This window comes from Nodosilinea sp. AN01ver1 (assembly GCF_050565655.1).
GTDB lineage: Bacteria > Cyanobacteriota > Cyanobacteriia > Phormidesmidales > Phormidesmidaceae > Nodosilinea.
Window position 1 is genome coordinate 43103 of the sequence record NZ_JBNXVS010000038.1, and the last position, 23846, is coordinate 66948.

General features: G+C 57.4%; 17 protein-coding genes and 1 pseudogene. 3 read left to right on the forward strand and 15 right to left on the reverse strand.

The genetic code is table 11. The annotated features are described in order from the left end of the window. Positions 1-55: 55 nt before the first annotated feature. From rppB to ACQ4N7_RS22760, 4 genes and pseudogenes are all read right to left on the reverse strand, one after another. On the reverse strand, positions 56-1444 hold the full coding sequence (gene rppB / locus ACQ4N7_RS22745) for a two-component system sensor histidine kinase RppB (protein WP_106870314.1): 1389 nt from the start codon (positions 1442-1444) through the stop codon (positions 56-58). Then, entirely contained in the window at positions 1413-2105 is a 693-nt protein-coding gene (rppA, locus tag ACQ4N7_RS22750) for a two-component system response regulator RppA (RefSeq protein WP_106870316.1), read from the reverse strand. The genes rppB and rppA overlap by 32 nt, the downstream gene beginning before the upstream one ends. Positions 2106-2125: 20 nt before the next feature. Next, positions 2126-2719 carry a DUF3105 domain-containing protein gene (locus ACQ4N7_RS22755; protein ID WP_275335470.1) on the reverse strand — a complete coding sequence of 198 codons (594 nt, stop codon included), beginning with the start codon at positions 2717-2719 and terminating at the stop codon, positions 2126-2128. Between the two features lie 308 nt (positions 2720-3027). Next, positions 3028-3849, reverse strand: a pseudogene (locus ACQ4N7_RS22760) (MauE/DoxX family redox-associated membrane protein). Positions 3850-4068: 219 nt separating this feature from the next. On the opposite strand from ACQ4N7_RS22760, the gene ACQ4N7_RS22765 reads away from it, so the two are divergent. Beyond that, complete coding sequence (locus ACQ4N7_RS22765) at positions 4069-4380, forward strand: hypothetical protein (protein ID WP_106869159.1); 312 nt, start codon at positions 4069-4071, stop codon at positions 4378-4380. A gap of 67 nt (positions 4381-4447) precedes the next feature. On the opposite strand, the gene ACQ4N7_RS22770 is transcribed toward ACQ4N7_RS22765, so the two are convergent. From ACQ4N7_RS22770 to ACQ4N7_RS22785, 4 genes are all read right to left on the reverse strand, one after another. Further along, entirely contained in the window at positions 4448-4696 is a 249-nt protein-coding gene (locus ACQ4N7_RS22770) for a hypothetical protein (RefSeq protein ID WP_106869160.1), read from the reverse strand. A gap of 505 nt (positions 4697-5201) precedes the next feature. Then, positions 5202-5585 carry a hypothetical protein gene (locus tag ACQ4N7_RS22775; RefSeq protein WP_106869161.1) on the reverse strand — a complete coding sequence of 128 codons (384 nt, stop codon included), beginning with the start codon at positions 5583-5585 and terminating at the stop codon, positions 5202-5204. After that, the gene (locus ACQ4N7_RS22780) at positions 5582-6070 is read right to left on the reverse strand and encodes a hypothetical protein (protein WP_106869162.1); all 489 of its coding nucleotides are present in this window, start codon (positions 6068-6070) and stop codon (positions 5582-5584) included. Before ACQ4N7_RS22780 ends, ACQ4N7_RS22775 begins: the two co-directional genes overlap by 4 nt. A 44-nt stretch (positions 6071-6114) precedes the next feature. After that, complete coding sequence (locus ACQ4N7_RS22785) at positions 6115-7248, reverse strand: ParM/StbA family protein (protein ID WP_430713746.1); 1134 nt, start codon at positions 7246-7248, stop codon at positions 6115-6117. A gap of 615 nt (positions 7249-7863) precedes the next feature. Here ACQ4N7_RS22785 and ACQ4N7_RS22790 point away from each other — a divergent pair. Together ACQ4N7_RS22790 and mobF are read left to right on the forward strand one after the other, a co-directional pair. Next, complete coding sequence (locus ACQ4N7_RS22790) at positions 7864-8181, forward strand: hypothetical protein (protein ID WP_146153069.1); 318 nt, start codon at positions 7864-7866, stop codon at positions 8179-8181. 10 nt (positions 8182-8191) lie between these two features. Next, entirely contained in the window at positions 8192-10885 is a 2694-nt protein-coding gene (gene mobF / locus ACQ4N7_RS22795; RefSeq protein WP_106869165.1) for a MobF family relaxase, read from the forward strand. A gap of 14 nt (positions 10886-10899) precedes the next feature. On the opposite strand, the gene ACQ4N7_RS22800 is transcribed toward mobF, so the two are convergent. From ACQ4N7_RS22800 to ACQ4N7_RS22830, 7 genes are all read right to left on the reverse strand, one after another. Beyond that, positions 10900-11499 carry a Uma2 family endonuclease gene (locus tag ACQ4N7_RS22800; protein WP_106869166.1) on the reverse strand — a complete coding sequence of 200 codons (600 nt, stop codon included), beginning with the start codon at positions 11497-11499 and terminating at the stop codon, positions 10900-10902. 189 nt (positions 11500-11688) lie between these two features. Next, positions 11689-13215 (reverse strand): bifunctional DNA primase/polymerase, encoded by a 1527-nt coding sequence (locus ACQ4N7_RS22805; protein WP_106869167.1) that lies wholly within the window; start codon positions 13213-13215, stop codon positions 11689-11691. Beyond that, positions 13187-13489, reverse strand: a complete 303-nt coding sequence (locus ACQ4N7_RS22810; protein WP_146152602.1) for a hypothetical protein — start codon at positions 13487-13489, stop codon at positions 13187-13189. The genes ACQ4N7_RS22805 and ACQ4N7_RS22810 overlap by 29 nt, the downstream gene beginning before the upstream one ends. Next, positions 13486-20157, reverse strand: a complete 6672-nt coding sequence (locus ACQ4N7_RS22815) for a strawberry notch C-terminal domain-containing protein (protein WP_430713747.1) — start codon at positions 20155-20157, stop codon at positions 13486-13488. Before ACQ4N7_RS22815 ends, ACQ4N7_RS22810 begins: the two co-directional genes overlap by 4 nt. 2 nt (positions 20158-20159) lie before the next feature. After that, on the reverse strand, positions 20160-21734 hold the full coding sequence (locus ACQ4N7_RS22820) for a hypothetical protein (RefSeq protein WP_106866643.1): 1575 nt from the start codon (positions 21732-21734) through the stop codon (positions 20160-20162). Continuing rightward, positions 21722-22120, reverse strand: coding sequence for a hypothetical protein (locus ACQ4N7_RS22825; RefSeq protein ID WP_106866644.1), 399 nt, complete (start codon positions 22118-22120; stop codon positions 21722-21724). Before ACQ4N7_RS22825 ends, ACQ4N7_RS22820 begins: the two co-directional genes overlap by 13 nt. Positions 22121-22130: 10 nt before the next feature. After that, entirely contained in the window at positions 22131-23714 is a 1584-nt protein-coding gene (locus tag ACQ4N7_RS22830) for a type IV secretory system conjugative DNA transfer family protein (protein ID WP_430713748.1), read from the reverse strand. Positions 23715-23846 lie beyond the last annotated feature (132 nt).

Genomic DNA, 23846 nt, shown 5'->3' on the forward strand with positions numbered 1-23846 from the left:
AAGGCTAACTTGAGAGCGCAGAAAAATCACCACAATAATGCGGTCGAGGCATAACCTAGCGAAGCTGGCCTAGGGGCATGCCCGCACTGGCTAGGGGAAGCTTAATAGTAAAGGTGCTGCCCTTTGAGACGGCACTTTTGACGTGAATGCTGCCGCCGTGGGCCTGGGCGATCGCCAGCGCGATCGACAGACCCAGCCCCGCTCCACCGCTCTGGCGCGATCGATCTTTTTCAATGCGGTAAAAGCGATCGAAAATTCGCGACTGATCGTCGGGGTGAATGCCCACCCCGGTGTCTTCTACCGTAATCAGGACGTACTTATCCAAGGCTCTGAGGCGGATAACGACTTTGCCGTTGGCAGGGGTGTGCTGTAGAGCATTGCTGACCAAATTTAGCACCAGGCGGTGGAGCTGCTCTTCGTGACCAATTACCACTAAGGGCGGGGTTGCAGGCTGATCGAGCAGTAGGTCAATGCCCTTGGCGATCGCCAAAGCCGCCATCTCTTCCTCAATGTCGGCCAGGAGATCTTGTAGGCAGCAGGCCACACCCGGCGCTGAGGTTTGAATATCGAGCCGAGACAGCAGTAGCAAATCACTGACCAAGCGAGCCAGCCGGTGATTCTGACGGGCAATCACTTGGAGCGTATCGCGGGCCTCGGCATCGGAGATGTGCGGCAGTCGAATCACTGACTCGGTAGTGGCCTGAACGGCAGAGAGAGGAGTTCTCAGCTCGTGGGCAGCATCGGCTGTAAACTGCTGAATGTTGCGGTAAGACATGCGTACAGGCTCCAGCGCTACCCCCGCCAGCCACCACCCAGCTCCAGCAATCAGCGCCATCGCGATCGGTAGCGCCAGGGCCATATTCCAGCGAATCGTTGCCAGGTAGGTGGCAAAGTCGCTGAGGGAGCGACCCACCACTACCTGGCCCAAGGGTTGTTGATTGTCTAACGCGTACAGGGGCAAACTCACCTGTCGGTAGGGCTGACCTGAGCGATCGCGCCGGGTTTGCCAGATGGATGAGGGGTCAGAGTTGGACAGACCTGGAGGGTAGTTGCCAGCCGTAGTAATGACAGCGCCCTCAATGTCTAGCACCTGAATATAGTAATTGCTGGAATAGAGGTCATCGGGGTGATAGTGGTTGCCACTGTGCTCAAAGGGGGCGAGACAGGGGTCTCCGGTGAGGCAAAGGTTGGGCAGCAGATCAGATGGATCGCTTTTAAGCTGACCGTTGGTCGTGAGCGATTTTTCCAGGGAATCGTGAACGGCTTCGGCTACCGACTTCAGCTCTCGATCGGCTGCCACCCGATGGGCATGGGCAATGGCTTCATACATGCCCACCGCGCTGATCGCCAATACCACGGCCATGACGCCGGTATACCAACCGGTGAGCTGCCAGCGGCTGCGACGAAACAGTCTATTCAGTTTTGAACCGGTATCCCATGCCATAGACGGTTTCGATCATAGCGTCATAGCCATACTGCCCCAGCTTACGACGCAGCAGCCGCACCTGGGCCGCCACCACGTTGCTGATGGGTTCAGAGCCAAATTCCCACAGCTGGTTGAGCACCTGCTCCTGGGTGAGAATTTGGTTGGGGTGCTCCATCAAATATTGCAGGAGCTGAAACTCTTTTTGGGTCAGTTCAACGGTCTGTTCAGCGGCGGTGTCACTGTGCAGCAGGGCTATTCTGCGATCGCAATCGAGCGTCAGTGGCCCAACCTGAATCTGAGCTGGTTTGAAGTCAGCGGGGCGTCGTCTCAAGGCCCGCAGCCGGGCCAGCAGTTCAGCCATGCTGAAGGGTTTGACTAAGTAGTCGTCGGCCCCGGCGTCGAGCCCCGCAATCCGGTCTTCGATGCGATCGTTGGCGGTCAGCATCAGCACCGGCAGAGCATTCTGCCGCGATCGTAGCCAGCGACAGATCTCCAGCCCCGATCGCCCTGGCAGCATCCAGTCCAGCACTCCCAGTCCGTAGGTGACACTGCTGCTCTCCAGATAGACCAGCGCTTCATCCCCAGACTGCACCCAGTCCACCACGTAGGCTTCTTGCGTGAGCGTGCGCTTAATCGCTCGCCCCAGGTCGGGTTCATCTTCCACCAGCAAAATACGCACAGGCAGTTGCTCATAACAGGTCAACGCACCGGATTCTCTGGCCCACGCCCCCGGTATTCATCCACAAACGCGGCCGCAGCCTGAGGAGAGAATTCTGGCATAGCCAGCTTCTTCGTCCAGGCCGTCAGGACAATTTCTCCACCCAGCCCCGCTTTGGGCACTACGACAATTCCCTCCCAGGGGCCAGAAAACTGGTCGGCCCAGCTCTTCAAGGTTGTCATCGCCTCGGCTGTGGGCTGGTCGTAATAAATTACGATATTGCCATGCTCTAGCGCATGCACCAGTTGTTCAGGGCGCTGCGCTTCGGTGTAGACTCCCGGCATTACGGGGTTGGGGTCATGGGGGCCAGAGGTGGGGAAGTCGCTGTCGTAGTTCACAGGCTGGCCGGGGGTGACGTGATTGCGCCCCTGGTCAGGAAAGGTTTGTACCGCCGCCAGGGCAGATTCGCCAAGGGTGGTATTGGGTTCGAAGGCGACTTGCTCAGGCCGATTGCGATACCAGAGCGTGCCAATTACCGCTACCATCAGCACCGCGATGCCAATTGGGCCAAGCACGATAGCGAGAATATTAGAGCTTTGAGCCTTACGGCGTCTAGACTTAGAACGTTCGACCATAGCTAATCAGGAGTGCTCTGCGAAAGGGACACTTTCACCAGATTAAGTGAGAGAGACGGTATAAGACTCGACAACATCACCAGACGCCATACTGGGAGAGCCAATGGGCATGCCGGGAACCGCGATCCTCGCAGTGTCAAGCTTTTGTGTCAGCAACCAATGATTCATCTATACCTCCACAGTCAAATGGGTTTAGCTAGTGAGTCGTAGATCTGCGTTCATCCAGCTCACTAGCTTGACGTACAATCATGAAATAGAAGTGAAATTGAGAGCGAGCCCCATTCTGGCAGGCGGCACCAACGCACCGCCTACTCGATCTCCTGAACCTTTACGATCACCGTGTCATGAGGAGACAGGACGGCTTGCGGCTCAACCTCACGAGCGCCCACCGCTGAGAAAATCAGCGTTGCACCCATGAGCGCCATGATGGCGTTTTCGGTAAAGCTCACCACACCCAATGGCGCTTTAGAATTGCCGCCAACACAGGCACAATTCAATGCCATTTTGTCAACATAGACAGCTTTGAATACTGAGATGGCCCCACTGACTCCAACAACCAGGGAACCAATTCCCGTCGCGAGAGGCGCAACTCCCGAAAGAAACCCTAAGCCAATCGCCAACTCCGCAAAGGGATAGACCTTGCCGTAGGGCTTAAATCGTCGCGTCACCAGGTCATACTTGGCAAAACTTTCAGCAAAGGCGTTGAGATCCATCAGCTTAAGCGAGGCCAGCATGGATAGAGAGATACCCATGAAGCCAGGGAAGCCAAGGGAAGTAGCCAAAGCCATCAGCCCGGCAGTGGAAAACAGAGCGGCGACAGGGGTATACGAGTAGTCAGCCTTTTCAGCGTCTACTTCTAGGTAAGCAGCCAGGTCGGTATAACCGCCAATACGGCGATCGCCAAAAAAGATTTGAGGCGTCGTTGCTACGTTATACTAGGCCTTAAACGCCGCCACGTCTTCTGGAGAGGTTAGCTTGATATCTTCGAAGGCAATCCCTTTCTCGTTGAGCAAATTCACTGCCCGCAGTCCCCAAGGACATTCGTGTTCAGGCATCGACATGCGGTAAAGCTTGACCGGAGCTTGGAGTTCGATTTGTTTTCCGGCTGGGGTCGAAAGAGTAGTGGTCATCGGTTCACCTCGTTTGGCTTAAAAGCATCAAAATGTTGAATGCGTTTATGCTAAAACCTCCAGTTCACTGGAGGGTCAAGGGGTAGGATGCAGAAAGGTGGAGGTGTTTTTAGTCCCTCGACTCTTTAGTAGCTGTAGGGTTTAGGATATGCCAGTGATTGCTTTTGCAAAACCGGCGGGGCTAGCGATTGCTGTGCCGCCCACATCACTCCGGAACTGATGGAGGCCAAGCACCAAGCTACCCAGGCTAAAGGAGCCCGATTTGCCTCGGCTGCTTTCGTAACCGGTGGCTTAGATCCGGTGCAGCAGCGCGCCGACGGGCTAGATTTGGTGCAGGCGGTGGCGACATCTAAGCTGGTCATCGTCGCACAACAAAGCCCCCCTAAGTCTGAAGCCGAGATGGAGATGCTGAGCGCTATGCCTGGAGTGGAGTCTGCCATGGCACCGGGTTCTTTGGGCCTGGGGGAAGAATATTCGGAGGAAGCACTAGCTATTTTGCTGCCGTTTTTAGCCCAGCATTTGGTGGACTAACGAACACGCCTTGACTGAGTATTGAACAACAATTAGCAGGAGTGCTTCCTTTAATTGACGTGCTTTCTCAAGGAAGAATATACCGAGTCAGAATAGACATGACCTCCCCAGGATTAGGGGTTGGTAAGAGTGGACTCCATATTCCTACTTCGGCATAGCCGAGCCCATAGAGATTATGGATGGTGCTAGTAACACCCCTCGGGGAGCCAATCAGCAGATGGCGTAACGGCTCTCGCCCAGACGGGACATCTTCTATCGCAATGGGAAAAAGCGGAGAGCGGGGATCCTGTGGATAGTTTGCCGGAGGTTGGGTCATTGTGATTCACCATGTGAGGAGTACTAAATGGCATTAAGGGTACTGAGCGTTTTACCTCTGCCCAGCGGCTTGAGTTGCTTTAAGACCACGATACTTTTGAAGTTGCCCTGAGGGCAACAAAATAATGCACTGGCGACAACATTCAATCCCGTTTTCGCTTCCGCTTTCGCTCCCAAATCTCCCGGAGGTGGGACGGCTCATTCTCAAACTGGCTCCAGAGAGCATGAACTTCGGACAGCCGTCGCTTATCTGCTTCGGATGGCTCACGGCGATGCTCTCCTTGCGAGAACCAGTGGGCCACAGTGCTCTTAGAGCGCCCACATAATTCCGCTAATTCGTCGTAGGTGACCACCCAGTACTCAAGGAACTCTTCCGGCCCCATTTGTCTCGAAATCCTAGCCTTGTAAGCCTTGAACAGTTCCCAGTGTCGTCTGGTTGGGGTTTGAGCGGCTATCATGGCAAGAACGTGATTATGCACGGGTGACAACTTTTATGTCATGATACGTCAATTTAGAACTGATCCGTTCGTTTGCCTTGAGGGCATTTGGCTATTCCCCATATCTTTGTATAGCTCCTGCCGAATCAGGGCAAACCGCTGCACATCTGCCTGGGTCAGCCAGGCGTCAATTTTGTAGAATGTCTGTCCACCCTGCTGGTGCGATCGCAATGTCAGAATCGTCTCTGGCAGGTGATGAGCATCGCCCCGGAACTCAATATTCAGGTCGTGCCCCCGCTCCACAATTGTGTAGAACTGCTTGCCCTCAAACACCCGCTGCCCCCGAGCTTGGTCGCGGCAAAACCGCTCCAGGAGCAGCACCGCCGTCCCCGCAATCTGCTCCTGGGTTTGGCGGTCAATGGGGATAGGTGTTCTGGGGCGCGGCGGAGTCACGTTAAGTCATTGATGAAAGGGTTGAGCCCCGCCATGATGGCGGCATCATCACCCAAGAACTCCCGCAGGGGCTGATCCACCGGCCCTGAGTTGGGCAGGGTTTTGATGGGTGCTGTTGGGGTGGATGCCGTAGATCCCTTGGCTGATGGTAAGTGGCGTGGGTGTGCATCGCCCCCTATGAGTGTTTCCCTGGGCGGCATTATCGGAGCATCAAGACCCTTCAGCTCTGGCAGAAACCGCTCTTTGATCTCTAGAATCTGGGACGTCAACTGCTGAATTGATCGTAGAGCCTGCCGCTGGATTTCATCCTGGGAAGCCTGAACCGCTGCCATGGCAAACGGCCCATAGCAGCCATTGAGCGCCGATCGCATCCGGGCATGGAGGTCATGGCGCGATCGCCCACGGCAATAACCGATCACCGCCACATCCAACTCATCTCGGCTGGAGTACTGAATCCGGGCCTTTGTTTCTGACGTTTGGGTCATTCCTCTGATTCCTTGTCTTGGGTGTGCTTGAGATGGCCGCGATGCTAGCGAGTTTGGGTTGGCTTGGCGCTGTACATAAACGTCTTGAACAACCCATAGACATCGGCCCAGCGGACGCTGGTGATCAAGTCGGGTTCAGCCGTGCCATCCTGGCCCCGCAGTACATCGGTCATCTCCTGTCGCAGGGCCTCGGCCCAGGTAATCTGCTGGACAAGCCCGCGCTGGTCAAAAAACTGCTCCAGTTCTGGCCGAATGAAATAGGCAGCACCCCCGCCGACAATTACCTCTACTTCAGCCGAGGGCAGCCACTCCACCAGAAACTGGTTCACCCGATCCAGATAAAACTCACGGGCATAGCTACAGGCTCTGGTCAGATCGAGAGCTTCCTTACGGCCTGGGACATGGAAAGTGGGGTGGCCCTGCAAAACCGCTTCTAGTAGAGCTGGGTTATCGGGAGCGACCCCCGGCAGCTCGGTGGCACACTGCTTCAGGTATTCCACAAACCCTGGCCCTTGGGAAGTGCTGTTGGTTTCCTGGGGCGTGCTGCCCTTCTCGAACGTGAGGATAGAGAGATTGCGGTGGCCAAACATGAGGACAACGACAGTGGAGTCGCGAATGCCCACCCCAGCTCTGGCCAGCTGTAACCCCTTGGCCAGGTAAAGCCCGCCCCCCTCTGGTTGCATCTCAATGCGCTCTAGCTGTCCAAACAAAGTCCGACCCCGAAAACTGAAGTCTGAGATCACTCCCACAATCTGAGCCTTCAACTCCTTGCGGTCTTGCCAATATTCTTCCAGCGGCAGCAGCAGACCAAGTTGAGCGGTGAACTCACAGCCCGAGCTGTCGGAGTCCTGAGCTGTCAGAGTCTTTTCTGCGATCACCCCCAAGGTAGCCAAGATTTTGTAGACGGCGCGATCGCGCTTGGGCAGAGCCAGGCCTGAGTCACCTTTTTGGGCGATCGCCAAAGCCCCAATCGCATAGGCACTATTGCCCACCATCACATAGGCACTGTCCTCCGGTTCCTGGCTGGTCAGCCCGCCCAGCATCAGCCGGTCAAGCCGAGCGGGGTTCAATCGAGCCACTTGCGGATCGAGGTGCAGCAGGTAGGGCTGGCTTTGCCAGTAGAGGCACTTGGTGGCGGAGCTGCCCATGTCGATGTAGGTCTGGATGATTTGGGTCATAGTTTGAATGCCAATGACAGCGTTTCATCAACATCTTGAAGATGCAAGAATGCCTTCAAGCTGGTTGATCGATATTTGTATTCTGAGCTGTCGTTTTTATTCACGACTTAATAACGACTGAATTGTCATCTTCAGCAAAATCCATCATCGTTTTGATGACTGGTGAATTTCATTCACGACTTATTCACGACTTGATAACGACTTGTCTATCCAGAATCCAAGACAAGCCTGGAATCACCCAATCATTCACGACTTGATAACGACTTAATAACGACTGGCTGGTTGAGGCCTTTCTATGGGAGACGAAAATCAATCATTTAAGTGATGAATAAAAACAAACTTTGCAGCTCGCCAGGCTGAACAGAACTGACATTTTCTGTGGGCTAAAACAGAGAGTATTGCCCCTTGTATTCTCCCCAGGGAATGCCTCGGCAAAAGCATGAGGGGCTGCCCTGGGGGCTACGCCACTCCACTGCGTTTCGTAGCTCCGCGTTTCACACACCACGCCCAGCCCTGGGCCAGGGGGTTGCTGAAACCCAGCATTATCAGGGGCTCCAGGCATAGGAGCCAATGGCCGGTCGTTTTCGACTCACTGACGAATTCACGGAAAAGCTCATGGGTAAAGGATTTAGCGTCTCGCTGCCCCTCGAAGAAGCGGCGATTGTCGAAAAAGAGGCCAATCGGCTGGGGCTACCTGCCGCCAGCATCATTCGCCTGATGATGCGCGATGGTCAGCAGCGCCGCGAACTGGAACGGCAGGTGGATGACCTGAAGACTCGGATAGAGCTGCTGCAAGTGCAGTTCCAGGGGCTCCAGATTTTGCTAGAGACCATTGCCTTAGAGCAGGCCAATGCTCGGGGGCCGCAGGCAGTGGAAAATCGCAAGGCGCTGATTCAGGAAATCCGCAAGCGTCAGGGCTTGGTGGAAGGATAGGAGGTCAGTCATGCTCAGCCTGACGGTAATCAGCGCCAACCAGGGCGAAACTTACTACACCGCCGAGAACTACTACACCAGCGAAGAGAACCAGGCCCACTCTGGTTGGTGGGGCCAGGGGGCGAAAAGCCTGGGGCTAGCGGGCCAGGTGCAGGGAGGCGACTTCAAAAACCTGCTTCATGGTTCTCATCCCCAAGGGCACCAAACCCTATCGGGTCGAAAGATTGACCCAGAGCGTCATCGAGCCGGGCTAGATTTGACCTTTAGTGCGCCGAAGAGCATCAGCTTGGCGGCTCTGGTTGGGGGAAATGAGGCGATCGAGCAGGCCCATCGCACAGCGGTGGTGCGCACCCTGGCCATCATCGAAGAGCGCTATGCCCAAACGCGGGTGCGGACGCCGGAGGGGCGGCAGGCAGTTGGCACCGGCAACCTGATCGTCGCCCAGTTCCACCACGACACCTCCCGCGAGAAGGATCCGCAGCTGCACACGCATTGCGTGGTGATCAATGCCACGCAGTTGAACAATGGCCGTTGGCAGGCGCTCCACAATGACATCCTCTTCAAGCAGCAGAAGCTGTTGGGGATGATTTACCAAAACGAGCTGGCGGTGGAAGTGCAGCGCCTGGGCTATGGCATTGAGCCCAGGGCAAATGGACAGTTTGAACTCCGGGGGTATCAAGCCGAAGACCTCCAGGCATTCTCCAAACGGCGGGAGCAGATTCTGGCGGCGGTGGAGGAGAATGCGACGGCCCAGGCGCGGGAGCTGGCAACCCTGATGACCCGTGCGCCCAAGGGGAAGGAAATTCCCAGAGAAGAGCTGCGCACCTACTGGCAGCAGCAGGCCCAGGCGCTGAAGCTGGAGCACCCCCAAACCCAACCAATAGATTGGCAAAGCCAGCCAAAGCGAGCCACCCAAGCCGGGCTCACCCACTGCGCCGAGCGGGAGGCGGTGTTCCATCGCGAGCAGGTAGAGCGGTTTGCCCTGGAAAACCATCTGGGGCAGCAGTGTTTTGATGACGTGCAACAGACCTTGGATACCGATCCGGAGGTAATTCACACCCATGATCAGCGGCTGACCACTCAGACGGCGGTGCTGCGGGAGCTAGACACCATTCGCACGGTATTGGATGGCCGAGGAGATGTGGGGGCGATCGCCTCACCAAACTTAGTGGAAGCACATCTGCGCGATCAGGGTCTGACCGAGGGGCAGGTGCAGGGGGTGATGTTGGCGACCACCACCCGTGATCGCGTCACCGCCTGGCAAGGGGTGGCCGGGGCGGGGAAGAGCTACGCCCTAAATCAGTTTCGCCAGATTGCGGAGTCCCAGGGCTACACTGTCCGGGGCTTTGCCCCCAGTGCGGAAGCAGCGAAGTCGTTGGGCGACTCGGCCCAAATTCAGCCGGTGGAAACAGTCGCGGCGTTGCTGTGTGCTCAACCAGTGGAACCCAACCCGGCTCAGCCTGAGATTTGGGTCGTGGACGAGGCCGGGCTCTTGAGTGCGAAGGATGCTTTGGCCCTTGTGACCAAAGCCCAGGTGCAGCAGGCGCGAGTGGTTTTGGTGGGAGATACCCGGCAACTGTCGGCAGTGGAGGCGGGGAACCCGTTCAAGAGTTTGCAGCAGGCGGGGATGGCAACGGCCTACCTTACCCAATCACTTCGGCAGAAGAATCAGCAGATTAAGGTGGGTGTTGACTTGATTGCCGCTGGGGAGATTGCGGCGGGGGTGCAGCATCTGAAGCCCTACATTCAGCAAGTGAGTAGTCAGGAGGCGAGGGCGGCGGCGATCGCCCGTGACTATCTGGCATTGGCTCCAGATGAGAGAAAGAAGACCCTGCTGCTGGCGGGCACCAACCAAGAGCGGCTCATGATCACCCATCTAGTGCGGGAGGGACTGAAGGTAGAAGGAACTCTGGGCCAGAGCCTGACGGTGAAGCGGCTGAAGGCGAGGGATTTGACGGAGACCCAGGCGAGTTATGCCCACCATTTTCAGCCGGGGAATGTGCTGATTCCCCAGGCCAGCTACAAGCGACTGGGGTTGGAGAAGGGGCAGCGCTACGAGGTGCTGGCGACGGATAGTCACAGTAATGGGCTGATGCTGCGGGGGCAATCGGGGGCGGCGTTGCAGGTGGATCCAGCTCAGATTCAGCGGAAGTCGGTTTATGAGGTGGAGGAGATGGAGATTGCGGTAGGGGATCGCCTGCGGTGGACGCGCAATGACCATGCCCTGGGGCGGCGCAATGGCCAGGAGTTTGAGGTGGTGGGCATGGAGGATGGACAGGTAATAATTCGTTGGGGGCGGAGAGAGGCAGGGTGCTTCGAGAGTTCGGAGCTGGCGCATCTGGATTACGCGCTGGTCAGCACCACCTATTCGGCTCAGGGCAAGTCGGCGGAGCGGGTGATTGGGGCGCTGGATCGCCATGTGGCGCGGGAGAGCTTTTATGTGGCGGTGAGCCGGGTAAAGCAGGATTTACGACTGTATGCCTCAGAAGATTTGGATCGGCTGATTGAGCGGGTGGAGCGATCTAGGGCGAAGGAAAACCCTGGAGATGTTACGGGTATCAGTAGTGGACGCTCTCAGCCCGCTGATTTGCCGCTACCGACCAATTTGGACAATTTAGTTGCTATGGCCAGTCAACAGGCAAACCTGTCTCACACAATGCATGACAGCCGTTCCAACAGACAAAATAGAGGCTTTGAACGATAGGGAATTGGCCGAAGCTATCGATCAGCCTCAAAAATCTGGCTTGCTTTTAGAGTTAGATCTGGAAACTCGACTGAGGCAATAGCCCTCTGCAACCCAAACACTCCAACCTCTTGATAGGTCTCACCGGCTAGCGACAGCACCATGACGGTTTGGGCTGCGGGGTCAACTAGCCAGTACTCCGGCACTCCAAGTGCTGCGTACTGACCCCGTTTGGAGACATAATCGCGGTCTCGATTGGTTTTGCCAGGACTGACAATCTCAACCACCAAGCGAGGCGGCGGCATGTTGCGGGTGAGCGTTAACCGCCTCTGGGTTAGTTCCAGATGCTCGGGACGGAGAACCACCAGGTCGGGGTAGCGGTTGGCCGCATCGCTCGGTTGCAAGACCGGCACTTGCAGTTCTAACGCATGGATTTTGATTAATCGAAGGGGAGCGACGTTGGCCGCGACCAGCAGAAATTGCAGGTAGTTAGCCAGCCAATTATTCGGTTCTGACTCGGGTGGCAATTCGACTAACTCCCCACGCACTAATTCAAAACGCCCCTCTAGCGGCGTCTCATCACTGTAGGCAAGATACTCTTCAAAGGAAGCGAGCTTTACCTTAGCCTGGGTCATAGCCTTTATCCCCGGAGACGTTGCTCTCATCCTAACGCGCTGCATGACTTTACCTAATCCCTGGCCTGCCCAGGCTACCCCCCGCATAAAAGCTTTTAGTTAACCTGACCCAAACAACCAAATCTTCAGAGATCCAGGTCAACCTACGGCAGACGTTCATGGCTTGCTTAACCAATCAATAATGCAGACTCAGCGCTCCTGACCTTGGCGAGAAATCACTGGAGCCGTTGCATAATGGCGATGGCGTTGCTGAAGCCTCAACATCTCAGCCTGAAACCGCTTCAGATCAACTACAGTCAAGTTTTCCAAGGTGACAGTATCACCCTTAGCCTGCAAAATAGCGCCCCGGCCACGTGCCTCTATAGTCAGCTGCGGCCCCTCAGCGGCGATTTGATAAATTTGCCCCTGTACCCAAAATTTGGGATCTACTGCTGAGCCCTTACCAGTCACCTTCCCTTGTCCTAGCTGGTGGGCATGGACCAGAATTTCTCGGGCCTGGCGCACGAATGTTTGAATCTGATCTGCTGAGATTTCGGACTGATGGGCTGCTGAAGCCTTGATGACAGCGTTTTGCCTCTTTTGAGGTTTGCCCACGGTCAGAACGCGATGGTTCCTTTTGGCTGTAACCTTGATAGCCTGCTTGGTAGCGTCAGGACATAGCTCTTCATAGACTCCTCGGTCTAACTTCCACACCCGCTTCCAAGCACTGGTCTCGCCCCCCGCAAAAACCGCCGCTGGGGCGCAACTGCCTGGGTCAGAAATGCTCCCAATAATTCGCTCCACCCGCTCAGCGTCAATCCCTAGCGCAGCTCCTGCCGCTCGCGCCAGCTCTTCCGCATTGCCGCTAATCGGTATCCGATTCTGGGCAGCCCAGTTCTCCCACCCATAGAACTCACGCAGGGCATAGGTTAGCGAATGCGATCGCGATTCCAACGGACTATCTCCATGCAGCACCGCCTGGGCCTTCGCCGTGGCCAGATCCCCCAGCCGCAGGACTCCTGCTTGAGCAGGCTGTGGCTGAATTAGTGGTCGAGACTGGCGGGATGGCCTCTGCTCTCTTCGACCACTCACCGGGTACAGCCCGATCGCATCCAACTGCTCCACCCAAACCGGCGGTACCCGCTGCACATTGACATAGGCCTTGCCACTGGGGCCAACCGTCGGCGAAAGCACCGTGAAGCGCCCCTGTCCCAGCGCCTCCCCCATGTGGTGACCACCCACCCCATACAGGGAAAAGTTGGTGAATGTCTTTTCGTGGACTCGCACTGCCAGCCGCCAGCCACCGCTATGGGTACGTTCAGTAAAGGTCTGCTGTAAGAGCGGGTATTGGCTCAGCCAATCGGCGATCCGCTGATCGCAGGCCTGCTGCGACTCAAACTGCTTCACATCCACATCAATCCAAACGATGTTGTGCCAACCACCTAGGGTGCCAATGCCGTTGTCAGGGTTAGCGAACCAGGTCTGAAGCTCAGCCTGAGTCGGCAGCCGATTTTGATACTGGGTATGCCGGATCAGATGGGGAATTCCATGACTATCCACATAGCTGGGGTTCTTGCCGGTGAAGGCGGGCACCAGAGCCTCGTCTTTATCGCGCTTAAGGCTGCCATCGCGATCGCGGGCCGGGTAGCGCGTCGGATCTTGGGCTGGAGCCACGGGCAGCGGCGGCAGCCCCTGCGATCTCAGCCAATCAAATGTGGCGCAAAGGGCGGGGTTCATCGGCTTGACCCTCTGGGGTTTGAAAGATCCATTCCATGGGGTGGACAGTGCCCGTGACCAGTTCCAGGCGGTTGACCGTGAGTTTCTGGTTCACCAGGGCATAGACCAACACCCCATCCCAAAACATCTCCAGGTGATCGGGTTCGCGCTCCGCCGTCCACTCCACATCGAGCTGCATTTCGTTGCCCTCCACATGCACGGCCTTTTGCCCATCACACAAAATTACGATGGACTGGGGGCGGTAGTCGGCGGGTAAGGGGGCCAGGGTCATCATCGTTCAAGTCCTGCTGAGGTCGGGGTGGGCACACGGTCTGATTCTAGGCGCTGCACAAATCGCTGAAATCGCTGACAGTCTTCAGCCGTCACCACCGTGCGCTGAATTTTTCCCTGGGCCATTTCCAAAATGGTCTGGGGGTGAGGTGTCACCCTGCGGACGGTCAGCCGGTCGGCGGTCTGCTTCAATTCATAAACCTTGCCGCGAAATTGAGTATGGGAGCCTCGGGTCTGCCCGATCGCCGACAAGATTTTTTGAGAAGCCTGGGCCACATATTCTCCCCGCTGCTGCAACGCCTGATATTGAGCCAGATCTTGAGCCATCGCCTGCTGTAGATTTGGCGCGAGGCCAAAACCGTTGCCGTTGGCTTGTTTGGCTGAGAGGCCTAACTGCTTGATCTGCTCTAGATGCAGCGGGTCATGGCCTAAATCGCGGGCCGCGCGGTACCAGTCCCGCAAAGTCTCTAAGGCTTGTCCTGGCAAGGGTTCTGGTGCCTCGGGCGCTGCATCGTTGACCTGTTGCCCCTGGTCAGCTGCTGCTGGAACCGTGGGGCTAGACAACGGGGGTATCGGCGGATCTACGGCCACCTCTGACAATGGCGCAGTTGATTGAGGGTCTTCCACTGGGTCAGTCCAAGCTGGATCAGCAGCATGGCTCTCCCAATGGCCATTTTGGTGTGCCCCCTTGAACGAGGCCAGGTCAAATAGGCTTTGTACCTGGAATTCAGGTTCTTCAACCGCTGCTGCTGAAGCCTGGGGCAGAGGAATGAGTTTAACAGGAATTGGGGCAGGTTCTTCTAGGGTTGGTTCGGTCGGCTGGTGGGGGTGAAGTGCGATCGCCCCCTCCCCATCCGCAATCACCACCTCCCCCTGCTGGGTCAGCCTATCCAAGTACTTGTGTAAACTCCCTACCGGGAACCCCGCCACCGGCACCCGCCCCAACTCCTTCACCCCCGACTCCATGCTGGTGCCAATCATCTCCAGATGCTCAATCAAGGGCCGCGCACCCTCAAAAAACGCCTCATAGAACCGCTGATCTGGCGACTGCACCAGTACGATCGCATCGGGATACTGGTCTTTCACTTCCAGATACTGCCGCATGTCACTCGGCATCTGCGATCGCTCATCTCCCGGTTCCTGCTCCACTTCGGGTGTTTCCTGAGCCTGGATTTGAGACTTCGTAGCCTCCGCAAACCCCTGCTGGACAATGTTCTTAGAGAAAATTTGGGCAAAGGCGCGATCGGGTAGCCGCGACTCCCCGCCCCGCAAACTCTGCACCGCCGTCTCCTTGAACTCAATGTGCCCCTCGCCCCGCACCCGAAACACCATCTCCGAATCGATGAACATATCGCCGTTCTGAGTCAGGTAATGGGTCAGATACAGCTCATCCCCCTGCCGCTCTACCACCAGCGGAATGAAGGGTTCATTCTCGATTCGCAGGTGAAATTCCTGGGAGGTCATCACGTCTTGATCAATCCCGGCATTTCTCAAAAACCGCAGAATCCGCTTCTCCAGTTGGCCCATCGGGGGCTGATTGGGGACAACTGGGGTCACTGGAGCTTCAGCCACAGGTCTTTCTACGGCTGATTCTGTACTGGGTTGATTTTCGATCGCAGGTGCCACTGCCTGAGAAACAACCGAGGGCTTCACCTCCTGGATCTCCACCTTTTCCAGCGTCGGCAGCGCCACCCCCATCAACTGCCGCGCCACCTCCTTAAACTCAAACGCCGCCAGGGTGTAGTTCCGCTGGTGCATCACTACCCCCAGCACCCGCTCCAACCGCTCTGGGGGAATGACCACCTCCATGCGATCGGCCACCGAATAAAAATCTGATCCTGCCGCCGTAATCAAGTCTTCATCCAGGTAGTACCGCCCCCCAGACTCCTTCGACTTGGGCGCTTGCAGAATGAACCCGTCCCCCGCCTGCTGGGGCTTCAACAACAGCAACTCATCAAGGGTCTTCACCGCCCCCTGCCGGTTGGTCAGATCGGTCAAGAACCGAAACACCTGCTGCGGCTCCTTAAAGGCCACCTGCTCCTTGGTCAGCTCCGACTCAATATCGAAACCCTTGGGCATGATCAGCCCCTGGCACACCTCACCCCGGTAGTCGGTGTAGTTCACCAGCTTGCCGTTGGAGTATTTCTCAAACGCCTTGATCAGGTTGCCGGTAAAGATCTGCCGGTTAATTCGCCCCGCTTCCTGTTGTATGTCGAACAGCGAGTACACGCTGTTGCCAAACCAGTCCTCCGTTTGCACCGTGGCATCGAGTGATCCGCTCCGCCCTGTATTGAACTTGGACAATGGCACCGTAATCTGTCGAGCCGAATCCGCGACCAAGATCCGAAGCTTCCAACGATTCGGTGCGGCTGGGCTCCCCGAGCGCTTCTTGGCATCGGCCCCCGCCACCACCCCGTAGAGAATGGTCTTGCTGGCAGGCGTCACCAACCGCAGCGGTGTGCCCGGCACGAAAGTTTCTAGCACGCTAGAGACATGCGTGAGCTGCTGCTCAATGCGGTCGTTCAGCTTTTCAATGGCTTTACTGTCTTGCTTTTGGGCGATCGCTGCCTGCCGGTAGCGATTGGTCTCCGCTTCCAACTGGGTAATTGTCGCCGCCACCCGCTGCCTGGCCTGCGCGGCTACAGCATCCGGGTCATGGGCATCCACCGCAGACACTTCTGCCAACCCCACCGACTCCCGCACTGCATTGATCGCCTGAAGCTGGGTCAGCGGCTTGCTCTCACTCTTCGCCTCCACCAACTCTAGGTACACTGGCCCCGTGAACTCGCTCGCGGTCTCGCTGTCATCCGCCATCACCTCCATCCGCGCCAGCGGTCGAGCGTCCAAATCCAGCTGATCCGCCTCCAGAATGTTCTCCCCCATCGCCCGTGCCTGATCCACCAGGTCGCGGTACTCCGACTCAATCAGGCTGTAGACCGCCTCTTGTTCAGCAATGGGCAGTAGTGGAATCCTCCCCGTTACCCTCTTGATTAGGGCGATATCGGAGGCATCGTTTTCGGCTTTGGCGGCAGGAAAATCTAGCTTGGCATTTAGTTCCGGGTCGTCCGCCAGCAGCTCCGTCACTACCTGCTCGCCGTAGGGGTTCATGAAATCTACTACGGTGTTGAGCGAGATATCGGTTTCCCGTGCTGCCGTGGTGTTGGCATTGAGACTCGCCATCTTGCGACACAGGATCGCCCCCGGTCGCTTTTCAGCCGGGAGATCCCCCATCAGCAGCGTGTAATTGGGTAACGCCACCTGCCCGGTGCGATGCACCCGGCCCAGCATCTGCATGAACACGTTAATGTCTCGTTCGGCCTGGGCCACAATCATGTGTCGAGGCCGCTGGTCGGCAAACTTCTCCGAGGCGTGGAGCGAAATACCAGTCGAGCCCGAGCAGTTGAGCAGAATGACATCGGCATCTCCGGCATTAAACCGGGCCACGGCATCGATCCTGCCCTTAGCGGTGGTTTCCTCCCCCAGTCGCACTTTGTAGGCCATAGTGCCATCGGCCCCATACTCGATGCCCGCCGTCCGCCCGGTGACTTCGGTAACCCGGTAGCCAGAGCGCTCCAACTGCTGCTCGATGTAGTCAATCGGGCTGATGGGAATGCCGCTGAAGTCACTTTCGCGAATGCAATCCAACGCTTCCTCGTAGGCCAGAACGGCATCGCCGCCTAGCTGCTCATCGCTGAGGCGTAGCCGGGTGGAGTGGCCCCGGTAGTCTGTCACCACCACGTCCCTGGATCGCTCCAGATACCGTTCCAGCAGATCCCCAAAGGAAAGGCTCATGGCGTCCCCAGGGTTCAAATTTTGGGACTCTGCATAGGCCTCGATGAAGCTGCCCATAGTGTTGGCCACCGTAATCACGGGTTTTTCGCCCCTCTGGAGAGCTGAGATCGCCTCATCTACTGTCGCATCCGCCTTTTGGGCCAGCAGCCCCTGCTCAATGCAGTTGTGCATCAGCGACGTGAAGTTGGTACTCCGGGCTCCCACCTCGCCAATCGCTCCATCCTGCCTCAGGGCCTTCGCTTCCGCCTTGGCCTCATTACTGATCGCCTTCACTGCCTTCTGTTTAGCCCGGTCAAAATCCTTGATCGCCCGCATCGCCGCCGAGAAGTCATCGGCTACTTCCCGATCCACCGGCACGGTCTTGGCCTGAAACGAAATCCCCTCATAGGAGCGCTCCCGCCTGAGCATTTGCCCCGAGGCGACAAACTTGCTGGCGACAATCTGCTGGAGTGGCACTCCTCCACGGGTCAAGATATTCTCTAGCGCCGTCATACTGCTGACGCCCAACCGCAGGTCGGTGCGCCGGGCATACAAGTCCATCACATCGGCCCGCTTGGCGTAGGTCGCTGACGAGTAAAACACCCCTGATGACAGGTCGATCAACTCCCGCACAAAGTCAGCCCGATCCGGTGGTCCCGCCTCTTTCCATCCCCCTTTGCTCCCCCCCGCCTGGTGGGCTTCATCCAGAATCAAGATCGCATTAGGAGCCATACGTCTGAGGAACGTGCGCCGCAGCGGTTCCTTCTTTCCTACGGTCTGGAGTTGGCTATAGGTGGTGAACACCGCGCTGTAGCGGCCCAGGTTGCCTCGCTGGATCATGGATTGCATTTCTGCCTGCTGCTTCGCCGCTCCAGCCGTTTTCAGCGCCGCGCCATTGGCTAAGGGAATTTCGGTGCCGCTATCGGTGATGAAGGGCGAAAACCGCCGCATCCCTATATCCCCCACATCCCGCATCATGTCAGCGTAGAGCGGTTTGTCCTTGGTGATGAACAAGGCAATCTTCCCCTGCTGCTGGGCGTAGCGCATGATGCTGGCACAGATGCGCCCCTTGCCAATGCCCGTCTGATCGCCCGTGATAAACCCGGCCCCCCGCTCGATATTGCTGATCGCTAGGGCTGAAGCATCGACCTGCTCAGCACTGAAGTAGCCGTGGAGTTCGGCCACGGAGCCATAGCCCAGTCGGGTAGCCAGGTACTTGTCAATATCGCCCTGCTGCTGCTCAAAGCGCTCCAGCGCCTGCTGCGCTGCACTAGCCATATTGAAGGGAATCAGGGTCTGAGTCGAAAAGCCCTTGCTCTTGGGCACATAGGCTACCTGCCGGGGCTGGACATCATAGGTGTCTGCCGACGGAGCCACAGCCTCGCCGGTTGAAACAGGAGTATTCATAATGAGTTCTGGGTGAAGGGCTACAGACTCAGTTCGTTCAGCCACGCCTCTAGCGTGGTCTCGTCGTGCAGGTTCAGCCAGTCCAGATAGTCCGGATAGCTGGGGGTTACGGGCGTTACCGGAAAGATCCCCCCGTAATAGCCGAGGCGTTCCTGAAACCGCCAGTTGCTCCGAATCAAGGTCTCCGCCCACTGCTGCCGCCAATACTCCAGGGCGAAGTCCGGCTCGTTGTCCGGCTCCAGTATTGGAATCTCCTGAGCCCAGTCCAATTCGCTGAGGGTAGTGGCCAGCCGTTGTTGCGTCTCGATCTGGGAGGTTTCTGAGACGGAGGCCTGAATCATTCTGTCCAACCGAGTTTGCATCAGCTGTAGGTAAGTCGATTTGCTCAGCTGCTCTAGCGCTGGTGGCACCTTGACGATGAATAGCGTTCCCAGGCCCTCCAGCGTCCAGAGGTTGGGAAAGCTGGGATACTGGCGGGTCATGAACGGGTACGTCCGGGGAGATACGGGCGTGGCGGATAGGTTCATTAGGAATCAACTCCTTAAGTTCAGCAAACGACTTGTAGATAACCGGCACATCAGCAGCCGGTAACGGGCGTTCAGACTGCCCTCGGCCTTTGATCACAATCAAATCAATGGGAAACCCAGCACCCTGCTTGCGGTACAGATCACCCCAGATGGAAATGTGTTGGGTAACGGCGTACTGCTGGTACAGGGCATAAAAGAAGCCTCGACTTTCCAGGGTGTTGTAGCGCTCAGACCGCAGCTCTTCGTCTACGCCCAGCTTGCCACCTAGTATCAAAACGGCGCGACCATCGTCCTTCATCGCTCCTAGAGCTTGGAACGAGATCGCCTGATCAATCTGGGTTGTCCCCCGCAGATTGCCCGGCAACCTGAACCGTTTACGCTGCCCCTGCGCGGCTCGCACCGCGCCAAAGGGAGGATTGGCGATCACCACGTCATGTAGGCGTTCCGGCTGGTACTCCGCCGCATCCCACTCCGTGACGCGGTACCCCTGAGCCCGCAGGTCAGCGGCGCGATCTGGATTGAGTTCATTGACGGTGACCTGGGTAGGGTCAGTTCCCACCAGCAATGCGCCATGTCCGGCAGAGGGTTCGTAGACGGTGGTGTCTGGGATAATGCCCGCCAGGGTAGAGGCCAAAAACGCGATGGGAATCGGCGTGCTGTAGGCCTGCTGCAACACGCTGGTGGAGGAACGAACATTGAGGGCTGGCTGACGGTTGTGCAACTCGACCAGCCGCTCGTAGGCGTCGCGAGGAGTGGCCGAGGCCTGAAGAATCCCCTGGGCTGCTCGCACCACCGCCCCCTCCACCGCTTCATCCACCTGCTTTACCAGTGCTGTGCCGGGGTTGACCGGTGTGCCCAACACCAACGCCGCCTGTTGCCGGGCGGCGGTAATCGTCGTAAACCCTTCACCCCCCAGAAAGTGGGCAGTGAAGTGGTTCACCAATTGCTGTTGGGCATCCTTTGCCATTCCTACTCACCCATGGCCATGCCGACGGCGCGGCTGCGTTGTCGGCTGTTCAGGGGCGTCACTGTCGCCGGTTGGTGCCGCTGCAAATCCTGGCTGAGTTCCCGGTCGATAAAGCGGAAGTAAGCTACATCCTTAGATGTCAAAGCAGACCTGATTTTGCCGTTGTCGATGCTGAGAATCTGACCCCGCTCCCCCGCTTGAATTTTCAGGCTATTGGGCGTCTCCTCAATACGGTACTGGCTGCCCCCTTGAAACACTCGCTTGCCCTGCACGTTGGGGCGGCTGCCCGTGACATCGAGCAGCTTGCGGGCAGTTTTCGCCAGAGCCAGGGCCGTGAGATCGCGGGTAATGCCCATATCCCCGGCTGGTGCAAGGTTGCCCAGCTGCCGTACCCGCATGGGAGGCTCTGGGGACAGACCATCAATACCCTGGATCTGGATTTGCTGGCGGGCTTTCATGAAGTCGGCCTCTTGGGAGGCCACCATATCGTTTTTGAGGATGTCTAGCCCCCAGCGAGTTTTGCGAGCCGTCATCAACTCGATGCCTTCGCGGTCTGAGACGGTGACCATGCGGCCCTTAGAGCTGATCACGTAGTTCTCCGCCACATAGAAGCCTCGACCAGGGCTGTAGGCAGTGCCGTACTTTTGGAGCAAATCCACCGCTGTGGAGGCGACCTGCCGACTGCGGATATTTGCCGCCAGGGCCACCACTCGTTCAGTCAACTGCTGAGACGAGCGCTGCATTACCCGAGTGGTTTGCTGCATCCATTTCTGGGTGGCTTTTTCCACCACCTGCTGGTTCTGGCGCTCCATCACGTTGAGGATGGAGACTACCCTGGGTGAGGCCATAGCCAGGGGCTGAGCCGCCACTTGGGTGGGTGCAGGCTGGCTAGCGGGTGGTAAATTTTGTGGTTCTACCGAGGACGGGGCAGGCTCGACCTTCTGGAGTAGGGACACCTTGGGTTCCGCTACCGCTTTGATCTGAGACACGGGCATGGAAACAGGAGACACAGCAGCTCCGACTCCAGGTGGAGCTGCTGCTATTGGATCTTCATGGGAGGATTCTGCCTGAGGCACTTCCGCCTGACCAACTGGCTCTGGCTCTAGCCGGTTGGTTTCAACCGCCCCCCTGCTCATCCGATAAACCAGCTCATCTCCAGCCTTGATATTGATTGTCCCTTTGGCTCCGGTAGTTGCTTCAGCCCCCGCCTGCGGAGGCGCATCTACTGCGGCCTGGAGCAGCTTTAGCGTATTGGCGTTGAGCTTGTTGACAGGGTCTTTATCGGCATAGCCCTCGCGGTAGACAATCTCGCGGCCCATCTTGATCTCGATGGGCTCGAAGACGGCTTGGGGTAGATCCACAGCATCATCGAGTTGAGCATCCGATGCATTACTCTCAGAGTCTTGTTCCTTTTGCCGAGCCGCCTGGAGCCGCTCGCGCAACATCTGAATAAAGGCTTGTACAGCCTCGGCGGTCGATTGAGCCGTGGCCGCTGCCATTTCGCTAGAGGCCAGGGTAGTGTGAGCATAATCCTGCTCGATTTGTTTCGCTTCTCCGGGGTTTACTACGGCTTGCATGGTTCCTCCTTTAAGGGGTCTAGTCCTTCTAACTCCATCAGGGGCATGATTGTGATGCGGTTAATCACCTCCAGCCCTTGAACCGAAAAGTAGGCGGTGTCGCCATCGATCACCCACTCCACCAGCGTCGGCGTGTAGTCGATATCCACATCGGCGCACTGGGCTTGAATCCGACCATCCCGCCAGTGCAAAACCGTCACATCGTCGTACAGCACTTCAATCTCGCGGGGCACGTAGTCAGCGCCTAACGGTGGCTGTTCCAGGACGGGAAGGAGGTCAGCGGCAATATCGGGATGGGCCAGTAGAGCGTTGACGGTGGCCTCGGGCAGCTTTGCCCGTAGGGTCTGCGCCAGCACTAGATCGGGGGATTGAATCGCTATTGTCATCAGGGGTCTCCTAGAGCAAACTGCTGTACTTGTCGATCAATCCAGCGGGGTCGGGGTAGGCCGAGTTGACCGGGGCCTGGGGCTCAGGCAGCATGGCTTCCACCATCTGTCGTCGCTTTTCTAAGTCGGCGGCAGTAGGCATCTGTTGGGGGCTGCGGCGCACCAGTCGAGCGTGAATTTTGGCCCACAGGGCTTCGCTGCCCTCGCTGGCTTTCACATCGGCTTTGGGAATTTTGATCGCCTGCTGGATGGGAATCGCGGCTTCTCCTCGGGAAGTAAAGCCGGGGTTGATCAAGATGCATTTGCCCGGCGGCAGGCGGAGAAACTGGCTGGGTTCAAACAGCTTGCGGGTGCGCTCCTGGTCAGAAATGGTGGTGCTGGACTTACCGCCGCCACGATTCCGCGACTTTTGCTTGTGCTGGATTTCTTCATCCCCCAGAAAGTCTGAGAACATGCGGGCCGCTTCGTATTCTTGGGGATTAAAAACCGCCTTGGTGGCGCAGGCCCCCAGGATGGCGCGGGCCAGTTCGCGACCGTAGGTTTTCTCTAGCTGCACCAGGTTTTGAAAGCCAAGAATGACGGCCAGCCCGTCTTCCCGGTTTTCGTTGAGCCACTGCACTAGAGTGGGCAGGTAGAGGGTGGGCAACTCGTCAATGGCGACAATCAGCGGATCTTGCCGACGCTGGGCCACATTGCGAGTGACTAGCATGTGCAGCACCGTGGCTACCAATGGCCCCACCACGTCCCGCCGCTCCCGATCCATCCCCAGAATCAGCAACTGCTTGCCGGTTAAGTCGAGAGGTATGGAGGTTTGACCACAGAAGGCCCCCAGCACCCCTTCTTTCATAAAGCGGGTAAAGGTCTCGCTGGCGCTGCCCACGATGCCGCTGGCGGTTTTCTCAGCATCTTTCACTCCAATCAACTGGTTGAAAGACACTCGAATCCAGCTATTCATGCCGTGAGCCGCCGCTACCCGGTTGCCCAGGTTGGTCAGACCCAGCACCGCCTGGGCGGTCATGATGTCGGGGTGCTGGGTGGACTTGGCCAGCATTAACAGGGCTTCCGTCAGCTGATCGCCTGCGGCAGCGAAGAAGCCATCCTCAGTGCTCTGGGTCATCAACCGAAAGTTTTTGTTCAGCACCGTGGCGATTTGCCGCGCCATCTCGGCATCGGACTCGCTGCGCAGAAAGTCGATGGGGTTGCACACCTCGGACTCGGGGAAGCCAGGGGCCAGTACGCGCACGTCGTAACCCAGCTTGGCGGCATAGGCGGCATGGCGAGCACTTTGGGTCGGGTACTTGAAGTCGTATAGGGCCACCGGTAGCTCCTGGTCTAGAGCAGAACGAATCAGCGGATCGATGACGCTAAAGGTTTTGCCTGAGCCTGGCCCACCACAAACGGCGATGCCCCGCTGAAGGTCGGGCAGATAAAGGGATTTAACGTCATTCTTGCGGGTGGGCTTACCGATGTAGAGGGAAACCGCGTTGCGTTTGCGCTCCTGAATCTGCTGCACCGCACGCTTGCGAGCAGCGGATTTTTCTGGGCTGCCACCAAAGCGGCTGGTGGCGAGCTTACCTTTTTTGCCTTGACTCATCAGGGCTACTAAGTACACACAAATGAGTCCTGAGCTATTGACCATCCCTCAAATATGGCCTCAAATTTCTTGAGTCCTTGGCTCAAAGTGCGAATACCGGGTGGCGATTGCGAACGATAGCCCGACCATCCG

Coding starts and splice junctions, on each gene's coding strand:
- ACQ4N7_RS22825 (WP_106866644.1), bottom strand. CDS start 22,120: ATGACAATAGCGATTCAATCCCCCGATCTAGTGCTGGCGCAGACCCTA.
- ACQ4N7_RS22805 (WP_106869167.1), bottom strand. CDS start 13,215: ATGAACCCCGCCCTTTGCGCCACATTTGATTGGCTGAGATCGCAGGGG.
- ACQ4N7_RS22790 (WP_146153069.1), top strand. CDS start 7,864: ATGGGTAAAGGATTTAGCGTCTCGCTGCCCCTCGAAGAAGCGGCGATT.
- rppB (WP_106870314.1), bottom strand. CDS start 1,444: ATGGCATGGGATACCGGTTCAAAACTGAATAGACTGTTTCGTCGCAGC.
- ACQ4N7_RS22780 (WP_106869162.1), bottom strand. CDS start 6,070: ATGACCCAAACGTCAGAAACAAAGGCCCGGATTCAGTACTCCAGCCGA.
- ACQ4N7_RS22770 (WP_106869160.1), bottom strand. CDS start 4,696: ATGACCCAACCTCCGGCAAACTATCCACAGGATCCCCGCTCTCCGCTT.
- ACQ4N7_RS22820 (WP_106866643.1), bottom strand. CDS start 21,734: ATGCAAGCCGTAGTAAACCCCGGAGAAGCGAAACAAATCGAGCAGGAT.
- ACQ4N7_RS22810 (WP_146152602.1), bottom strand. CDS start 13,489: ATGATGACCCTGGCCCCCTTACCCGCCGACTACCGCCCCCAGTCCATC.
- ACQ4N7_RS22785 (WP_430713746.1), bottom strand. CDS start 7,248: ATGACCCAAATCATCCAGACCTACATCGACATGGGCAGCTCCGCCACC.
- ACQ4N7_RS22815 (WP_430713747.1), bottom strand. CDS start 20,157: ATGGCAAAGGATGCCCAACAGCAATTGGTGAACCACTTCACTGCCCAC.
- ACQ4N7_RS22755 (WP_275335470.1), bottom strand. CDS start 2,719: ATGGTCGAACGTTCTAAGTCTAGACGCCGTAAGGCTCAAAGCTCTAAT.
- ACQ4N7_RS22765 (WP_106869159.1), top strand. CDS start 4,069: ATGGAGGCCAAGCACCAAGCTACCCAGGCTAAAGGAGCCCGATTTGCC.
- ACQ4N7_RS22800 (WP_106869166.1), bottom strand. CDS start 11,499: ATGACCCAGGCTAAGGTAAAGCTCGCTTCCTTTGAAGAGTATCTTGCC.
- mobF (WP_106869165.1), top strand. CDS start 8,192: ATGCTCAGCCTGACGGTAATCAGCGCCAACCAGGGCGAAACTTACTAC.
- ACQ4N7_RS22830 (WP_430713748.1), bottom strand. CDS start 23,714: ATGAGTCAAGGCAAAAAAGGTAAGCTCGCCACCAGCCGCTTTGGTGGC.